Origin of the sequence: Paenibacillus sp. W4I10 (genome assembly GCF_030816325.1) — a bacterium.
Classification (GTDB): domain Bacteria; phylum Bacillota; class Bacilli; order Paenibacillales; family Paenibacillaceae; genus Paenibacillus; species Paenibacillus amylolyticus_B.
Genome location: NZ_JAUSXX010000001.1, coordinates 4,919,201 through 4,933,975, shown reverse-complemented (window position 1 = coordinate 4,933,975; position 14,775 = coordinate 4,919,201). Strand labels below are relative to the sequence as shown.

Annotated in this window: 13 protein-coding genes; 9 read left to right on the top strand and 4 right to left on the bottom strand. The window is 48.7% G+C overall.

The window, feature by feature from the left end; translation table 11 throughout:
* Positions 1–16: 16 nt before the first annotated feature.
* From QF049_RS22240 to QF049_RS22225, 4 genes are read left to right on the top strand one after another with little or no spacing between them, the layout of a single operon-like run.
* Positions 17–2,329, top strand: a complete 2,313-nt coding sequence (locus tag QF049_RS22240; protein WP_307540655.1) for a glycoside hydrolase family 3 N-terminal domain-containing protein — start codon at positions 17–19, stop codon at positions 2,327–2,329.
* Positions 2,326–5,433 (top strand): alpha-mannosidase, encoded by a 3,108-nt coding sequence (locus QF049_RS22235; protein ID WP_307540652.1) that lies wholly within the window; start codon positions 2,326–2,328, stop codon positions 5,431–5,433. The genes QF049_RS22240 and QF049_RS22235 overlap by 4 nt, the downstream gene beginning before the upstream one ends.
* Before the next feature lie 17 nt (positions 5,434–5,450).
* On the top strand, positions 5,451–6,326 hold the full coding sequence (locus tag QF049_RS22230; protein WP_307540650.1) for a sugar phosphate isomerase/epimerase family protein: 876 nt from the start codon (positions 5,451–5,453) through the stop codon (positions 6,324–6,326).
* A 12-nt stretch (positions 6,327–6,338) separates the two neighbouring features.
* Positions 6,339–7,211 carry a sugar phosphate isomerase/epimerase family protein gene (locus QF049_RS22225; protein WP_307540649.1) on the top strand — a complete coding sequence of 291 codons (873 nt, stop codon included), beginning with the start codon at positions 6,339–6,341 and terminating at the stop codon, positions 7,209–7,211.
* A 48-nt stretch (positions 7,212–7,259) separates the two neighbouring features.
* On the opposite strand, the gene QF049_RS22220 is transcribed toward QF049_RS22225, so the two are convergent.
* Both QF049_RS22220 and QF049_RS22215 read right to left on the bottom strand, forming a co-directional pair.
* Complete coding sequence (locus tag QF049_RS22220; protein WP_307540647.1) at positions 7,260–8,021, bottom strand: MerR family transcriptional regulator; 762 nt, start codon at positions 8,019–8,021, stop codon at positions 7,260–7,262.
* Positions 8,022–8,037: 16 nt separating this feature from the next.
* Positions 8,038–8,913, bottom strand: coding sequence for a CPBP family glutamic-type intramembrane protease (locus QF049_RS22215; RefSeq protein WP_307540645.1), 876 nt, complete (start codon positions 8,911–8,913; stop codon positions 8,038–8,040).
* Between the two features lie 177 nt (positions 8,914–9,090).
* On the opposite strand from QF049_RS22215, the gene QF049_RS22210 reads away from it, so the two are divergent.
* From QF049_RS22210 to QF049_RS22200, 3 genes are all read left to right on the top strand, one after another.
* A complete protein-coding gene (locus QF049_RS22210; protein WP_017691180.1) occupies positions 9,091–9,318 on the top strand; it encodes a hypothetical protein in 228 nt (75 codons plus the stop codon).
* Positions 9,319–9,397: 79 nt separating this feature from the next.
* Complete coding sequence (locus tag QF049_RS22205; protein WP_307540643.1) at positions 9,398–9,958, top strand: hypothetical protein; 561 nt, start codon at positions 9,398–9,400, stop codon at positions 9,956–9,958.
* A gap of 167 nt (positions 9,959–10,125) precedes the next feature.
* Complete coding sequence (locus QF049_RS22200; RefSeq protein ID WP_124118268.1) at positions 10,126–10,554, top strand: VOC family protein; 429 nt, start codon at positions 10,126–10,128, stop codon at positions 10,552–10,554.
* Positions 10,555–10,653: 99 nt separating this feature from the next.
* On the opposite strand, the gene QF049_RS22195 is transcribed toward QF049_RS22200, so the two are convergent.
* Positions 10,654–11,508: a hypothetical protein gene (locus tag QF049_RS22195; protein WP_307540639.1), complete on the bottom strand. Its 855-nt coding sequence runs from the start codon at positions 11,506–11,508 to the stop codon at positions 10,654–10,656.
* Between the two features lie 222 nt (positions 11,509–11,730).
* Between QF049_RS22195 and ytxJ the strand changes: the two genes are divergently transcribed.
* Positions 11,731–12,270: a bacillithiol system redox-active protein YtxJ gene (ytxJ, locus tag QF049_RS22190; RefSeq protein ID WP_223199823.1), complete on the top strand. Its 540-nt coding sequence runs from the start codon at positions 11,731–11,733 to the stop codon at positions 12,268–12,270.
* A 162-nt stretch (positions 12,271–12,432) separates the two neighbouring features.
* Here the strand turns inward: ytxJ and melA are convergent, their stop codons facing one another.
* Complete coding sequence (melA, locus tag QF049_RS22185) at positions 12,433–13,734, bottom strand: alpha-glucosidase/alpha-galactosidase (RefSeq protein ID WP_307540637.1); 1,302 nt, start codon at positions 13,732–13,734, stop codon at positions 12,433–12,435.
* Between the two features lie 205 nt (positions 13,735–13,939).
* Here melA and QF049_RS22180 point away from each other — a divergent pair, with 205 nt between their 5' ends.
* On the top strand, positions 13,940–14,767 hold the full coding sequence (locus tag QF049_RS22180; protein ID WP_307540635.1) for an AraC family transcriptional regulator: 828 nt from the start codon (positions 13,940–13,942) through the stop codon (positions 14,765–14,767).
* Positions 14,768–14,775 lie beyond the last annotated feature (8 nt).

Sequence of the window (14,775 nt, the reverse complement as noted above, 5' to 3'; positions counted from 1 at the left end):
TAAGGAGAATGTGCATATGGACTATAAAGATGCTTCGCTTCCCATTCAGGAACGGGTTCAGGATCTGATCGGACGGATGACAACGGCAGAGAAGATTGGTCAACTCATTCAGCCGATGGGATGGAAGACGTATGATAAAGCAGCTGATGGTACAGTACAGGTGACGGAAGAGTTCAAAGCGGACATGGAACAGGGCGGTGTCGGTTCTCTGTATGGTGTGCTTCGGGCCGATCCATGGACTGAAGTGACACTTGAGACGGGGCTTACTCCACGGCAGGGAGCCGTTGCCACAAATGTCATTCAACAGTATGCCATGGAGCATTCCCGGCTGGGCATTCCCATTTTGTTCGGAGAAGAATGTTCCCACGGGCATATGGCAATCGGGGCAACAGTTTTTCCGGTACCGTTAATGGTGGGCAGCACATGGAATATGGAGTTATACCGCAAGATGTGTGAAGCGATCGCTGTGGAGACCCGGAGTCAGGGGGGAGCGGCAACGTATTCCCCGGTGCTGGATGTAGTGCGTGACCCGAGATGGGGACGAACGGAGGAATGTTTTGCCGAAGATCCATACTTGATTGGTGAATTTGCAGTAGAAGCCATGAAGGGACTACAGGGTGACCGCCTCGATTCCAACCAGACAATTGTGGCGACACTTAAGCATTTTGCGGCTTATGGCAGCTCAGAGGGTGGACGTAATGCTGCTCCAGTTCATATGGGATTACGTGAATTGCATGAAATAGATCTGTTGCCGTTCAAAAAGGCAGTGGAAGCCGGGGCTTGCTCCGTCATGACCGCGTATAACGAGATTGATGGCGTACCGTGTACGTCCAGTACGTATCTGCTGAATGACCTGCTGCGCGAGCAGTGGGGATTTGATGGGTTTGTGATTACTGATTTTGGTGCCATTCAGATGCTCATCCATGGACATAACACCGCTGAGAACGGGGAGCAGGCCGTGGCACAGTCCCTTCAGGCAGGAGTAGACATGGAGATGTCCGGGTACATGTATCGCAAACATCTCGGTCAGGCGCTTGAGCAGGGATTGATCGAAGAGAAGGATCTGGACTTGGCTGTGTGGCGGGTGTTGGAGATGAAATTCAGACTCGGGTTATTTGAACAGCCTTTCGTAGATCCTGACTTTGCAGAGCAGATCATCGGATGTGAAGACCATACTCAGCTGGCGAGGGAAGTTGCACAAGAGGGGATTGTTTTACTGAAAAATGAGGGAAATACTCTTCCGCTTGCCAAAACAGGTACGAAGTTAGCTGTCATTGGTCCGAACGCGAACCATATCTATAACCAACTTGGGGACTATACCTCGCCACAGCCAAGAGAACAGATCGTCACCGTACTGGATGGCATTACGCGCAAGCTTGGCGCGGATTCGGGTCAGGTGCTGTACGCACCTGGCTGCCGGATTAAAGGCGATTCCAGAGAAGGTTTTGCGCAAGCGCTCGCCTGTGCGGAACAGGCGGATGTCATCGTGATGGTGATGGGTGGTTCCAGCGCCCGCGATTTTGGTGAAGGCACGATCGACTTGCGGACAGGAGCGTCTGTGGTAACCGATGACCCATGGAATGATATGGAGTGCGGCGAAGGCATTGACCGGGCTTCCCTGAATCTCATGGGTGTTCAATTGGAGCTGGTGCAGGAGCTACATAAGCTGGGAAAACCGGTTATCGTGGTCTATATTAACGGCCGTCCCATTGCTGAACCTTGGATTGATGAGCATGTTCAGGCCATTGTGGAGGCGTGGTACCCAGGACAGGAAGGTGGTAACGCAATCGCAGATATTCTGTTTGGCGACGTGAATCCATCTGGCCGCCTTACCGTTTCCATTCCCAAGGATGTTGGGCAACTTCCCGTCTACTATCATGCCAAGCGTACGCGTGGCAAGCGGTATCTGGAGATGGATCTTGCGCCGCAGTATCCGTTCGGCTATGGACTGAGCTACACCGAATTCACATACGAGAATGTAAGGGTATTGCCGGAAGTGATCGGTCCGGAAGATGAAGCGCAGGTGATGGTTGAAGTCACGAATACTGGAACGGTTGCGGGAAGTGAAGTTGTGCAGTTGTACATCACGGATGTGTCGGCTTCAGTCACCCAGGCTGAATTGTCGTTGAAGGGTTTTCGTAAAATCCATCTGGAGCCAGGAGAGACCCAAACCGTTACATTCCCTGTGCAAAAAGAACACCTCGTACTGATCGACTCTCGTCTCCAGTCTGTTGTGGAACCAGGTGAATTCAGACTCATGGTTGGCCGTAATTCGGCTGACTGGACCGCTTGCAGTCTGCACATCCAGAAGGTGGGGGTGGAGGTATGATTCGAATTCAACGATTTATTGAGGATATGAACCGGTCGCAATGGCTGGATACGATCGAGCTTCCAGCGTGGGAGATGCAGAAGGCCAGATACATTCGGCCAGGGGAATACGAGTACGAGCAGGCGGACAAGGCAGTGCAAAGCTTGAATCCGCTGAACAGTGTACACGGAACGACGTATTTTCTGAGTAAATGTGTGGAGATTCCGGACAGTTGGCAGGATCAAGCCATCGGGTTGATTTTTGAGACCGGAGGAGAAGGGCTGCTGAAGGTGAATGGCATGCCTTATCATGGACTGGATCGGAATCACGGATTCGTACCCCTGCCGAGAAGTCGAGTAGGGAATAAGCCGCAGTTGGAGATTGAACTCTACGATCCGATCCCGGAGCCACATGATCCACTCAATCGACAAGCTGTTATTCAGCCGCCTATTCAGGGCATCCGTACAGCATTGGTTCATATCAATCAGCCATTGCAGAGCCTGATGTATAGCGTGACGGTACTCGCCGAGTCGCTCCGGGCATATAACGAGAAGGAGCCCAAGCGGATGGCACTTGTTCAGGCCATTCACCAGGTGATGGATGAGATGTACAATAATCCGGATCGCTGGACTGATGCAGCATGGATACAGAATTTTGAACATGGACTGGTACAGTCGGTACAGCAGGAAGACCCGGAGGAATATCGAAGTGGCTTCATGCATCTGGTTGGACAATCCCACATTGATATTGCCTGGCTGTGGCCTGTGCGAGAGACGGTTCGCAAGTCCAGTCGCACGTTCTCGACCATGTGTACCTTGATGGACACGTATCCGGATTTTGTGTATTCCCAGAGCCAGCCGCAGCTGTATGCCTTCGTGAAAGAGCATTACCCGGAGCTGTACGAGCGAGTTAAAGCACGCATTGCTGAAGGCCGCTGGGAGTTGGTCGGAGGCATGTGGGTGGAGCCGGATCTGAACATTCCGAGTGGCGAGTCGTTGGTCCGGCAGATTCTGTATGGACAGAACTTCTACCAGGCGGAGTTTGGCAGACGCTCCAACATTGAGTGGCTGCCCGATACTTTTGGCTACTGTGCTTCCTTGCCGCAGATGCTGAAGCTTGCGAATATTCCTTATTTTATGACCACCAAGCTGAATTGGAATGACACCAACGCGTTTCCTTATGACCTCTTCGACTGGGTAGGCATTGACGGTACTTCAGTGCTGGCCTATCTGAATCATGGGGTGAACGAGCATACGCGGCCCAAAGATGTGGATGAACATTGGCAATCATTTAAACAAAAGGATGTACATCCTGAGCAGATGTTGCTTTACGGACATGGCGATGGTGGTGGTGGCGTAACCAATGAAATGGTAGAGTTTGCGGAGCGATCCCACTTGATGGTCGGGCAGCCAATCAGCAAATTCAGCACGGCAGGCACTTTTTTTGAAGACATATCGTCCAATAATCCAACGTTGCCAAAGTGGCACGGGGACTTGTATTTGGAACTGCATCGCGGAACGTACACAACTCATGCGAGGAATAAACGTAGTAACCGAAAGGCAGAGGTATTGTACCGGGAAGCGGAGATCTGGGGGCAATTTGCCGGAGCTTGCGCTGCACACACGAAGAATGACCTGGATGAAGGCTGGAAGCTGATCATGCTCAACCAATTCCATGACATTATTCCGGGAACGTCGATTCCTGAAGTATATGTAACGTCCACCGAAGAGTACACGAAGGTATTTACATTAGGTACATCTGCACTGCGGGAAAGGCTGCATATCCTTGCGGAGAACATTGCAACAGATGAAGTCGATGGTCTTCCCTACATTATATTCAACAGCCTCGGCTGGGAACGTGGAGAGAATATCACCATTACAGGCGATGCCCACCTCGCCGGGATGGCTGCATTCGATCGTCAAGGAAACCGTCTGGCTAGTGATCTGGAGCAAAAAGAAGACAAGTATACGTTGCTTGTGCATGTTCCATCGATTCCTGCTTTTGGGTATACAACCATATGGCTGCGCGAGGCATCGGATGTTATCCTTCCAGTAAGGGAAGAAGAAACTTTCCCTTCCACATGGGAAACCGAATTTTACACGCTTGAGTTCAACGACTTGGGAGAGATCACCCGATGGTATGACAAAACGGTAGGACGCGACTGGCTGAAGCCCGGTGATCGGGCGAATGAGTGGCAGTTTTTCCATGACAAACCGACGTACTGGGATGCCTGGGATATCGATCCACGGTTTGAATCTCAGCGGGCAGGTGCGGTGCAGTTGATCTCCAGAGAGGTTGTACAGCGCGGAGCTACGCGAGATGTGCTGCGTTATGTGTGGAAGCTGAATCAATCGGAGATCAGCCAGGATATCATTTTGCATCACCACCAGCGGCGTGTTGATTTCCATACGAAAGTGAACTGGAATGAGAGTCATAAGCTGCTCAAGGTGGCATTTCCGGTGGATCTGGTGGCAGCCAAAGCAGCCTATGAAATCCCGTTTGGAGCGTTGGAGCGTCCAACCCATAACAACACCAGTTGGGAGAAGGCGCAGTTCGAGGTCTGCGGTCATCGCTGGGCGAATATCTCAGAGGGTAACAGTGGTGTGAGTTTGCTGAATGATTGCAAGTACGGATACGACATCAAGGATCGGACGATCCGCCTGTCCCTGCTTCGTGCACCCAAATGGCCAGATGAACATGCCGATCAGGGCGACCATGAATTCACATATTCGTTCCTGCCACATCAGGGAGATTGGCGACAAGCTGCTGTCATTCGCCGCGCGATGGAGCTTAATCATCCGGTAGAGCTTGTGACAGCAAGTCCGTCTTCGGGGCACTTGCCATCTGAACATGCTTGGGTTCAGTTCCATAGTGAGCATGTCATTCTGGATGCAATCAAACCCGCAGAAGATGGATCGGGAACGGTGCTGCGTTTCTATGAGTCATCAGGAGGTAGAGAAACGGTACAGGTCGAATGGGTTAAAAGGGAAATTGAGGCGTCTGTCATTAATCTGCTGGAGGATGAGATCCATCCGTTGGCTTGTCCGAACGGCACATTCGAACTGACATTCAAACCGTATGAAATTAAGTCAGTGAAACTTGTTCCAGTGAATCCAAATACGTAATCTTCAGGAGGTATGACATGAAATTAACGAATAAGATCGGTGTCATCGTGGATAGCTTTGGCGTAGGTGTGCGGGAAGGGTTAAACAAGGCGAAGGACGTAGGTGCAGAAGGTGTGCAGATATACGCCGTCAAGGGAGAGATGGACCCTGAAAATTTGTCACCTGCGGCGCGCAAGGAGCTGAAGAGTTACATCGATTCGCTGGGTCTCGAAATTTCAGCACTGGTTGGTGACCTTGGCGGACATGGTTTTCAGGTCAAGGAAGATAATCCGTGGAAAGTGGAGAAATCGAAGCGGATCGTGGATCTGGCCCTCGATCTGGGTACCAACATCGTCACAACACATATCGGCATTGTTCCACATGACCCTTCATCGGAGGTTTATGCCACGCTGCATGCTTCTTGTGAGGAACTGGGCCAATACGCCAAAAGTGTTGGCGCATACTTTGCCATTGAGACAGGGCCGGAAACGGCTGCTGACTTAAAAGGATTCCTGGATACACTGTCGACCAACGGAGTATCGGTGAATTTTGACCCGGCAAATATGGTGATGGTGACTGGAGATGATCCGGCGGAGGGCGTTCGTCTGCTTAAGGATTACATCGTACATACCCATGTGAAGGATGGTGTGCGGTTGAAGGAAGTCGATCCACGAGACGTATACGGAGCGGTCGGTTATGCGCCTATGGATCACGAAAAAATTGCCGAGATGGTCTCGTCCGGAACGTTCTTTCGTGAGGTGCCACTGGGCGAAGGTGGTGTTGATTTTGACGGATACTTTGCAGCGCTTCAGGAGATTGGTTACACCGGTTATCTGACGATTGAACGTGAAGTAGGCCATCAGCCGGAGCAGGACATTCGTAAGGCGGTTCAATTTATCCAACAATATCGATAGGGAGCTGAGCAGATGAAAGTGGGCCTGAGCACGTATAGTTTGTTGAACGATTTGAATTCGGGTGCGATGACGGTGCTGGATGTGATCGACTGGGTTGCGGCGAACGGTGGAGAGCATATGGAGATGGTACCTTACGGTTATACCGTGGAGGATAATCACGATCTGGCGGATGCGATTCGGGAACGGGCAGCGTCTGCAGGTATTGAACTGTCCAACTATTCGATGCCAGCCAATTTCGTGCAGGAGACGGAAGAGGCGTTTGAAGAAGAGATGGCCCGGGTCAAAAGGCATGTGGATGTGGTACACCGGATGGGTGTAAAACATATGCGTCATGACGTCACGGCGTTTACCCTGCCAAAGGAGAAGATGACCATCGCCTGGTTCGAGGACCATCTGCCGCTGATGGTGCGGGGAAGCCAGATCATTGCGGACTATGCTGCGCAGTTTGGTATCACCACAACCATTGAGAATCACGGCTTCAGCGTGCAGGCGAGTGACCGGGTGCAGCGTGTGCTGCATGCTGTGGACCGTCCGAACTTCAAAACAACACTCGATATTGGCAACTTCATGTGTGTGGATGAGAATCCGATCATCGGTGTCATGAAAAATCTGCCGTACGCTTCTCTGGTCCACTTCAAAGATTTTTACTTCCGTCCTTATGATGAGCATCCGGGTGAGGGTGAATGGTTCACGACAGCCTACGGCAACTTCCTGCGTGGGGCAATCGTTGGACAAGGGGACATTCCGATTCGTAAAATTGTAAAGCTGATCAAAGATTCCGGCTATGATGGCAACATTACGGTGGAGTTCGAAGGCATGGAGGAATGCAAATCCGCATCCAAAATCGCCATGGACAACCTGCGACGCTTCTGGGAAGAGGCGTAACGAAGCATACTAAGGGAATGGATCAAGGGCCACTTTTCGAAGTGGCTCTTATTGTTGATCATCAGGATTCTGGACTGCCCATCGATCCAGGATCATTTCGATGTAACGCATGGTTTCCGTTGTCATACCATATACACGAGCTGACTGATCATCCTCTGGAGTGATATAATCCCAATATTTTTCTGCCAATTCTGCATTCCCTTGAAAAGTCCTTTCAGCATAATCAGAGATTCGGATGGCCAGTAGTCGTGAGGCTTCGGAATCCGGAGGTTCCATCTTGCATGTATGAATATCTTTAAGAATATCGGCCCATTCCATGGATAGTGAATTGTTCTGATTATTCAGAGGTAACGATTCCATTTCTTCAGGTGTAAAAACATCTTGACGGAACCTGCTCGGAGGCTGATCCAGTTCACGGATGAAACCCAACATCTCATCCAGACTGATTGTACCGGAGGCTCTGATGGCATATATGGTTGAAAAAAGAAGATGTTCGACCTTGCTTAATCTCTCCTGCTGTTCCTTGACGACGGCCAGTTGTTGTTCCAACGTATTATTCCATAAAGTGAGGGTACTCTCTGGTTCGGAGCGAGCAGCATCCTGATCGAGGAATTCTCCAATCTCATTCAATTTAAAATGCATTTTCTTCAGAATGGTAATCTGCTGAAGCCGTAAAATATCCTTTTCACCATATAAACGATACTGATTGATCTCGTTACGGGCCGGTCGCAGTAAACCCAGCTTCTCATAATAATGCAGTGTTCGGATGGATACTCCAGTATGTTTGGATAGTTGTCCAACGGTATACAACAGGCAGAGCCCTCCCTCATGATTTATGTATTCTCCACCAGCGCCATGCATTGAGCACCGCCAGAATGATTCCACCGACGAAGATTATCATCATATACAAAATAAATATTTCGGCCAACCCATTATCTTGCGCAGTATAACTTAACAATGCCGGTCTATCACCTGGCACAACAACGAATCGGGCTACTTCCAGGTAAGCGATATGAAATCCGATGGAGGCCCATAAAGATCCGGTCAAACTGCGCAGAAGCTGTAACGTAATACCATAGGTCAAGAGCAGGATCATATAATCCAGGGTTATCCGGTTTCCGGCATCCATACCGACGAGCTCTTGCAATAGGCTGACACTCATCGGAACCAACAGAAAGAGTATGATTTGAGTTACATAAGCGAAAAACACAGGAAGTCGCAGTCTGAAGCGTAATCCATCATAGACCATGCCTCGCATGGATAGTTCCTCTGGCAAAGCTTCATACAAGAAAGCAATACAACTATTAAGTACGACTGCAAGCAAGAACTCGGCTGAAAAGTGCCACGCCGTAATCGTAATCCAGTTGTTCATACTAGCTATCGCTAACCCAATGAAGGCCAGAGAAGTGGCAAATAATGCGCCAGAGAGCAAGTGAATTATGCTTTTTCCTGTCAGAGGAAGAAGAACGGACTTCATATGGAAGTGTCTTCGAATGACGAATAGTAAGGGCAAGACGATACTAATAATGACAACAGCTTGGGTGAGATGAACCATCCAATCAGCAGCACCAATAGTGCTGACAAACTCCCCTGCGAGTGTAGCAAAAAACAGACCCAATGTCATCGTCAACCAACTCAATCCGATAATGGCTATTCCACTGCTGCGTCGTTTCTTGGTTACATGTTCAGGTGACATACTCATGCTAATCCCCTCCTGAAGCCAGTATAAACCCTCGAGTTAGCGTCAGGGTCAAGCAGGAAATATGCCTATCAGAATATGGTTCTGCGCAAGGATTAAGTTACGAGCAGCACAAGTGTGGTATACTGGATATATTCAGCCTGATAATAACTGGCTATGGATAGGAGATGTCACTGATCTATGCAGGTATTCGAGGACTGGAATCAGAAAGTAAAGAGGACGTTTAATGCTACGAACCCCGAGGTAGTGTTGACGGTATCGGAAGCTGGAAGTTTGCTTGGTTTGACCAAAGACCAGATGAAACTGTACGTGGACAAGAACAAACTAACGAAGGTCCCGATCATGAGAAGTGTTCACCGATACCTCTTATTGAAAAGTGAAATAGATAACATCGTTCAAGCTCGATAACTTCATAGGATTGAACACAACCATTTTACCGATAGGATTCGGGAGAGTGGTCTTTTTTTTATCGGAAAGGGGACGGAACATGCTGAATAAAGTGTCAAATTGGTTCTATCAGCGGGTAAATTGGAAATGGGTTGTAGCTGCGGTTGTTGTATTTGCCTGTTTTATTGCATTTATTCTGCCCCGGCAGGCGGCAAAGTCGGAGAAAGCGACAGGTGGCGGGCAGTCCCCGGACACCTCTTTTTTGTACACCGCGGATGAACTTTATCAGATGGCTGAGCAGTATGGTGAAGCAGGGCGGAGCGCCTATATCTATGCACGGTTCACATTTGACCTCATATGGCCGTTGGCCTATCTGTTGTTATTGGTCGTTCTGTTATCAGTACTCTATCGCGTGCTTCCGGTGAAGAGTCGCTGGCGCTGGGTGAATCTTATTCCAGTCGTAGGTTGGGCTATGGATATGCTTGAAAATATAGGTGCGTCTCTGATCATGTATCGTTATCCTGAACGTACGCCTGTGCTTGCTGAACTCACTCCGATATTTACCTTGTTGAAATGGTGTCTGATCTATGCCAGTTTTGCAGCACTGGTTCCGGGTGTTCTGATCAGTATTCTCTACTATATACGCAAGCGAAAGAACTAGTGGAGAGAGGGATGGATTAAGAATATGTTGGTAACCCTAATCGTGTAAAAGTCCGCAGAGATGAGTGCAGAAATATATGCTTGTCAAAGGACAACCTGTTCATATATACTCATGTCGCAAGTGGCGTGAATCGTATAATTACATGAGCCCAAGGAGATGAAGAACGCATGTCGATCAGCTTGAATGTGTATCTGATAACAGACGGTAATGGACGTGAAGCGGTAGATTTTTATCAAAAGGCATTTGGAGCGGAAGTGCTCGCGCTTCAAACATTTGGTGACGGTCCATCTGACCCGAATCATCCCATCCCGCCAGAAGCGAAAGACCGTATTATGCATGCTTCTTTGCAGATTGGCAGCTCGGTATTAATGTTGTCCGACACATTTCCAGGCATGCCGTACACCATAGGTAATCATGTTAGTATTACTGTGAACACGGATACTGTGGATGAAGCCAAAGCTATTTTCAGCCAACTGGAAGATGGCGGCGTAGTGGAAATGGCGATACAAGAGACGTTCTGGAGTCCAGCCTACGGCACGGTTGTCGACAAATTCGGCGTACATTTTCAGATCAGTGCTAAACCGGGACAAGCTTAAGAGCGTACTCTTCGCTAATATAGCCTACAAACGGCAAAACCTCCGCGATCTGCTTTGAGCAGTTCTGGAGGTTTTTGTTTTTCCCTATACGGCGTGGGATTACCCTTCCTTCTGAATTTTGGAGGGGTTGTTGATTTTATAAGGAACCGGGTTACGTGTCAGCTTCTTCTTGATGATTTTGGCTTCAAACGTGATAACGTCTCCCACTTCCAGTTCTTGTTTCTTAACAGTAGCACTGTGGCTCGACCAGGCTTCCCCAACGTCGATGACATCTGGCTCCGTGATGGTAACTGCTTCATAGATGATGACTTCATCGTCATTGTCAGAGAAGTGATTCGGTACGGTGGTGAATTCTTTGACAACGGCACTCATCTTCACTTTACCTTCGGGCAGATCAATCTTAACGCTCTTGGCTTTGCTCGCTGTTTTGGCTTTAGGTTTGGCTTCACTGGCTGCCCCGGACTGAGGTCCAACATACTCTTCTACTAGCCCATCCGGATCACCCTTCAGCCCAGAGGAGAATTCATCTGTGTCCGTATCGTCCGAATCATCCAGATCCGCCGGAATTTCATCCGGATTAACCAGGGCATCTGGAGTTGACGTAACATCAACAGAGACTGGTGCGACTGTATCCGAAGTTGTCGATTCTGTGCTTCGATCTGACCCGGCATTACTTATGCTTCTGGCGCTGTAACTGGACGCTTGCATTTCCTTCAGATACGCCGGGTGAATGCAATGTTTTTGTCCATTATCCAGTTGGATAACGGCCGCCATGTGATCGACATATCCAATGATGGTGCACGGCATGTTTAATCCGTTTCCTTTATAATAGAACGTTTTGAGTTTGGTCGCTTTACCAGAAAGCAGGCCCCACTCCTGACATTTCTCAATCAGCTCATCTTCGTTATCCAGCGCAATAAAATCCTGTGGTTCAATCATAAACGCGTATGTCATATGGAATTTCCGCCCTTCCAATCCATTCTTCATGTTCATCGTTTCCAAATTACAACCAGTGTATCACAAATGAGCATTTTGCATAAATCGAAACGCTGAAATCTGTACTCGGAGATGAAGATTATCAACGCCTGCTCACAGAGGCCTATGCTATAATTTGATCAGAATGTAAGGTGAGAAGATATAGCCTTGATATACATATTTCGTGAAGGGAAGATCTGTATGGATAAAAAAGTAAATCATCAAGCCGTATGGCTTGCTATAGGTGTTGCCATGGGAGTCAGCATTGGTACGGCTACACAGCAGCTTGGACTCGGGATTGCTTTTGGCTTGGCACTTGGCATTGTGATTGGTTCGGTGGTTAGCAAACGTGCAGGGTCAGACTCGGAACATATGCTCAGCGAACATGTCCGTGAATTGCATAAACCAGATGACTGGGAAGACGCGCTGCATCGCTCGCAGGATCATCCGGTGCTTATCCTGAAACACAGCACAACTTGTCCGACCAGTGCGAGAGCGTACAGAGAGTTTATGGCGTTTGTAGGCACCAATGCATCAGATCCCAAACAACCTATGGACTACCGCATCGTTAAAGTAATTGAAAATCGCTCATTGTCCCGCCATATTGCGGAAGAGACAGAGGTTCACCATGAGTCACCTCAGGTACTTCTGCTCGATCAGGGACAAGTCGTCAAACATACCTCACATGGCAAAATTACAAAAAAGAGATTATTGCAGTGGGCACAGAATCCATTTGGATGAAGTAAGACTTAAAATGCCCTTACAATTTCATCAAGAGTGAACATTAATGGGTTCTTGCTTGATATGAAGGATGCGGTTCTATTCGGCATTCATTATGGTATTTGACGAATTAAAGTACAAAACACCGTCCCCTTTAACAGCAAAGGAAACGGTGCTTTTGTATTATGACGTGTATTTTGGCAACCAGTCGCCGTGAGCTTCAATCAGCTCATCACACATCGCTACGATGTCATCGATAGACAGCTCGGCAGCCGTGTGTGGATCAAGCATGGCGGCATGATAGATATGTTCTTTTTTGCCAGTGATTGCCGCTTCAATGGTCAGCAGTTGCGTGTTGATGTTTGTCCGGTTCAATGCCGCGAGTTGTGGAGGCAGATCCCCAATGTACGTAGGGCTGATCCCTGATCCATCGACCAGACAAGGTACCTCGACACATGCCTCACGCGGCAGGTTTGTAATCAGTCCGTTGTTCATGACGTTGCCGCCAATCTTGTAAGGGGTATTCGTCTCCATCGCTTCAATAATATGCGATGCGTATTCACGGCTGCGGGTATGTTCAATATTTTCGCTGGCAAACAGCTTGGTACGCATTTCTTTCCAGCCTTCAATCTGGTTCACACAGCGGCGTGGATACTCATCCAGTGGAATATTGAAGCGTTCAATCAGCTCCGGGTAATTCCGTTTGATGAAGTAAGGATGGTACTCGGCATTGTGCTCGGAGGATTCCGTTACATAATAGCCAAATCGCTGCATCAACTCAAAACGCACCATGTCGTCATGCTGTTCCTGCTGTTTTTCCTTCGCCAGACGTTTAATCTCGGGGTACAGATCCTGCCCGTCTTTGGTAACTTCGAGCAGCCAAGCCATGTGGTTGATCCCTGCAATCTTAGCCACAACACCTGTCTGATCGATCCCCAGTGCATCAAACAGATGTGGTACACATACCTGCACACTATGACACAAACCTACGGTTTTGATCCCACCATGCACATTCATGATGTTGGTAAGCACGGCCATCGGGTTGGTATAGTTCAGGAACCATGCATCCGGACATACTTCCTGCATATCCCGGGCAAAATCCAGCATGACCGGAATCGTACGCAGATTACGGAAAATTCCGCCGATGCCGAGTGTATCTGCAATTGTTTGACGCAATCCGTATTTCTTCGGAATCTCGAAGTCTGTAATGGTACATGGATCATATCCACCGACCTGGATAGCGTTGATGACATATTTGGCCCCGCGCAGCGCTTCTTTGCGGTCATGATATACGTTCACAACGCAACGACTTCCGAGTGAACGGGCCAGACTGGTCAGCAAACGCTCTGAATCGCTCAAACGTTCAGCATCGATATCAAACAATGCCAGCTCAAAATCCTGCAGTGCTTCGGTCATCATGACATCACCCAATACATTTTTGACAAAGACGGTGCTTCCCGCACCGAGAAACGTAATTTTGTTCATCTTAAGTTCAGCCTCCCTGAAAAATGTTGTACCCCAACTATAGGCCGATTCGGCATATATAACTATGGCTCAACCCCTTTCAAACATGGCATAATCCCATTTTTGTTGCCGTTTTCAACTAATAATGTTGTACTTTAGCTGTTATAATTTAATTAGACATACAGATGGTGAGCCTTCGGGAGGAAACAAGGAGGGAGGGCATAAAATGAGAAAAATAGAGATGAATGTGGTTCCCGCAGGCTGGACACAGATGGAGCTGATGTTGTTGTTTTTTGGGTGGGAGGCATGTGACCCTGCGCATTATTGGGGACCGGGTGTACGTGATTCTTACATTGTGCACTACATTCATGAAGGACGGGGCACCGTGTACATGGGGGATCAGGAGTACAAGCTTAGCGAGGGACAGGGTTTTATCATTTTCCCGGACACGCTTATTCATTATGAGGCAGATTCGAAGGAGCCCTGGACGTATTCGTGGTTCGGCTTTAAAGGGGTACAAGCCAAAGCATTCATGCAACGTGCCCAACTGAGCCCGGAGCGCCCGATATATGATGCCCATGATACGATTACGATGGAACAGTTGTATACGGAGATGGTCCAAGCTTCCACGCGACCGGAAGGCGATGTGTTGAACCAGAGTCTCTTGTACCGCTTGATGGCAGAACTAATCTCTTCTTCACCTGTGGAGGAAGAGATCGGGCAGCTCCTTTCGAACAAAGAAACGTACATCCGGCAGGCGGTGCAGTTTATGGAGAACAGGTACAGTCAGCGAACTTCCATTCTGGATATTGCCCAAGCTGTGGGGCTGGATCGCACGTATCTATCAGGATTGTTCAAAGAGCGATATGGCATGTCGCTACAGTCCTTTTTTCTGGAGTACCGTATGAATAGGGCTGCCGACCTTCTTCAGAATCCAGGGCTGTCGGTCAGTGAAGTGGCCCATTCTGTTGGTTATACGGACCCATTATTGTTTTCCAAGATGTTTAAGCGTGTGATGGGCGTATCTCCAAAGGGTTCGAGAATTGGCGGTTAGAGGTATGT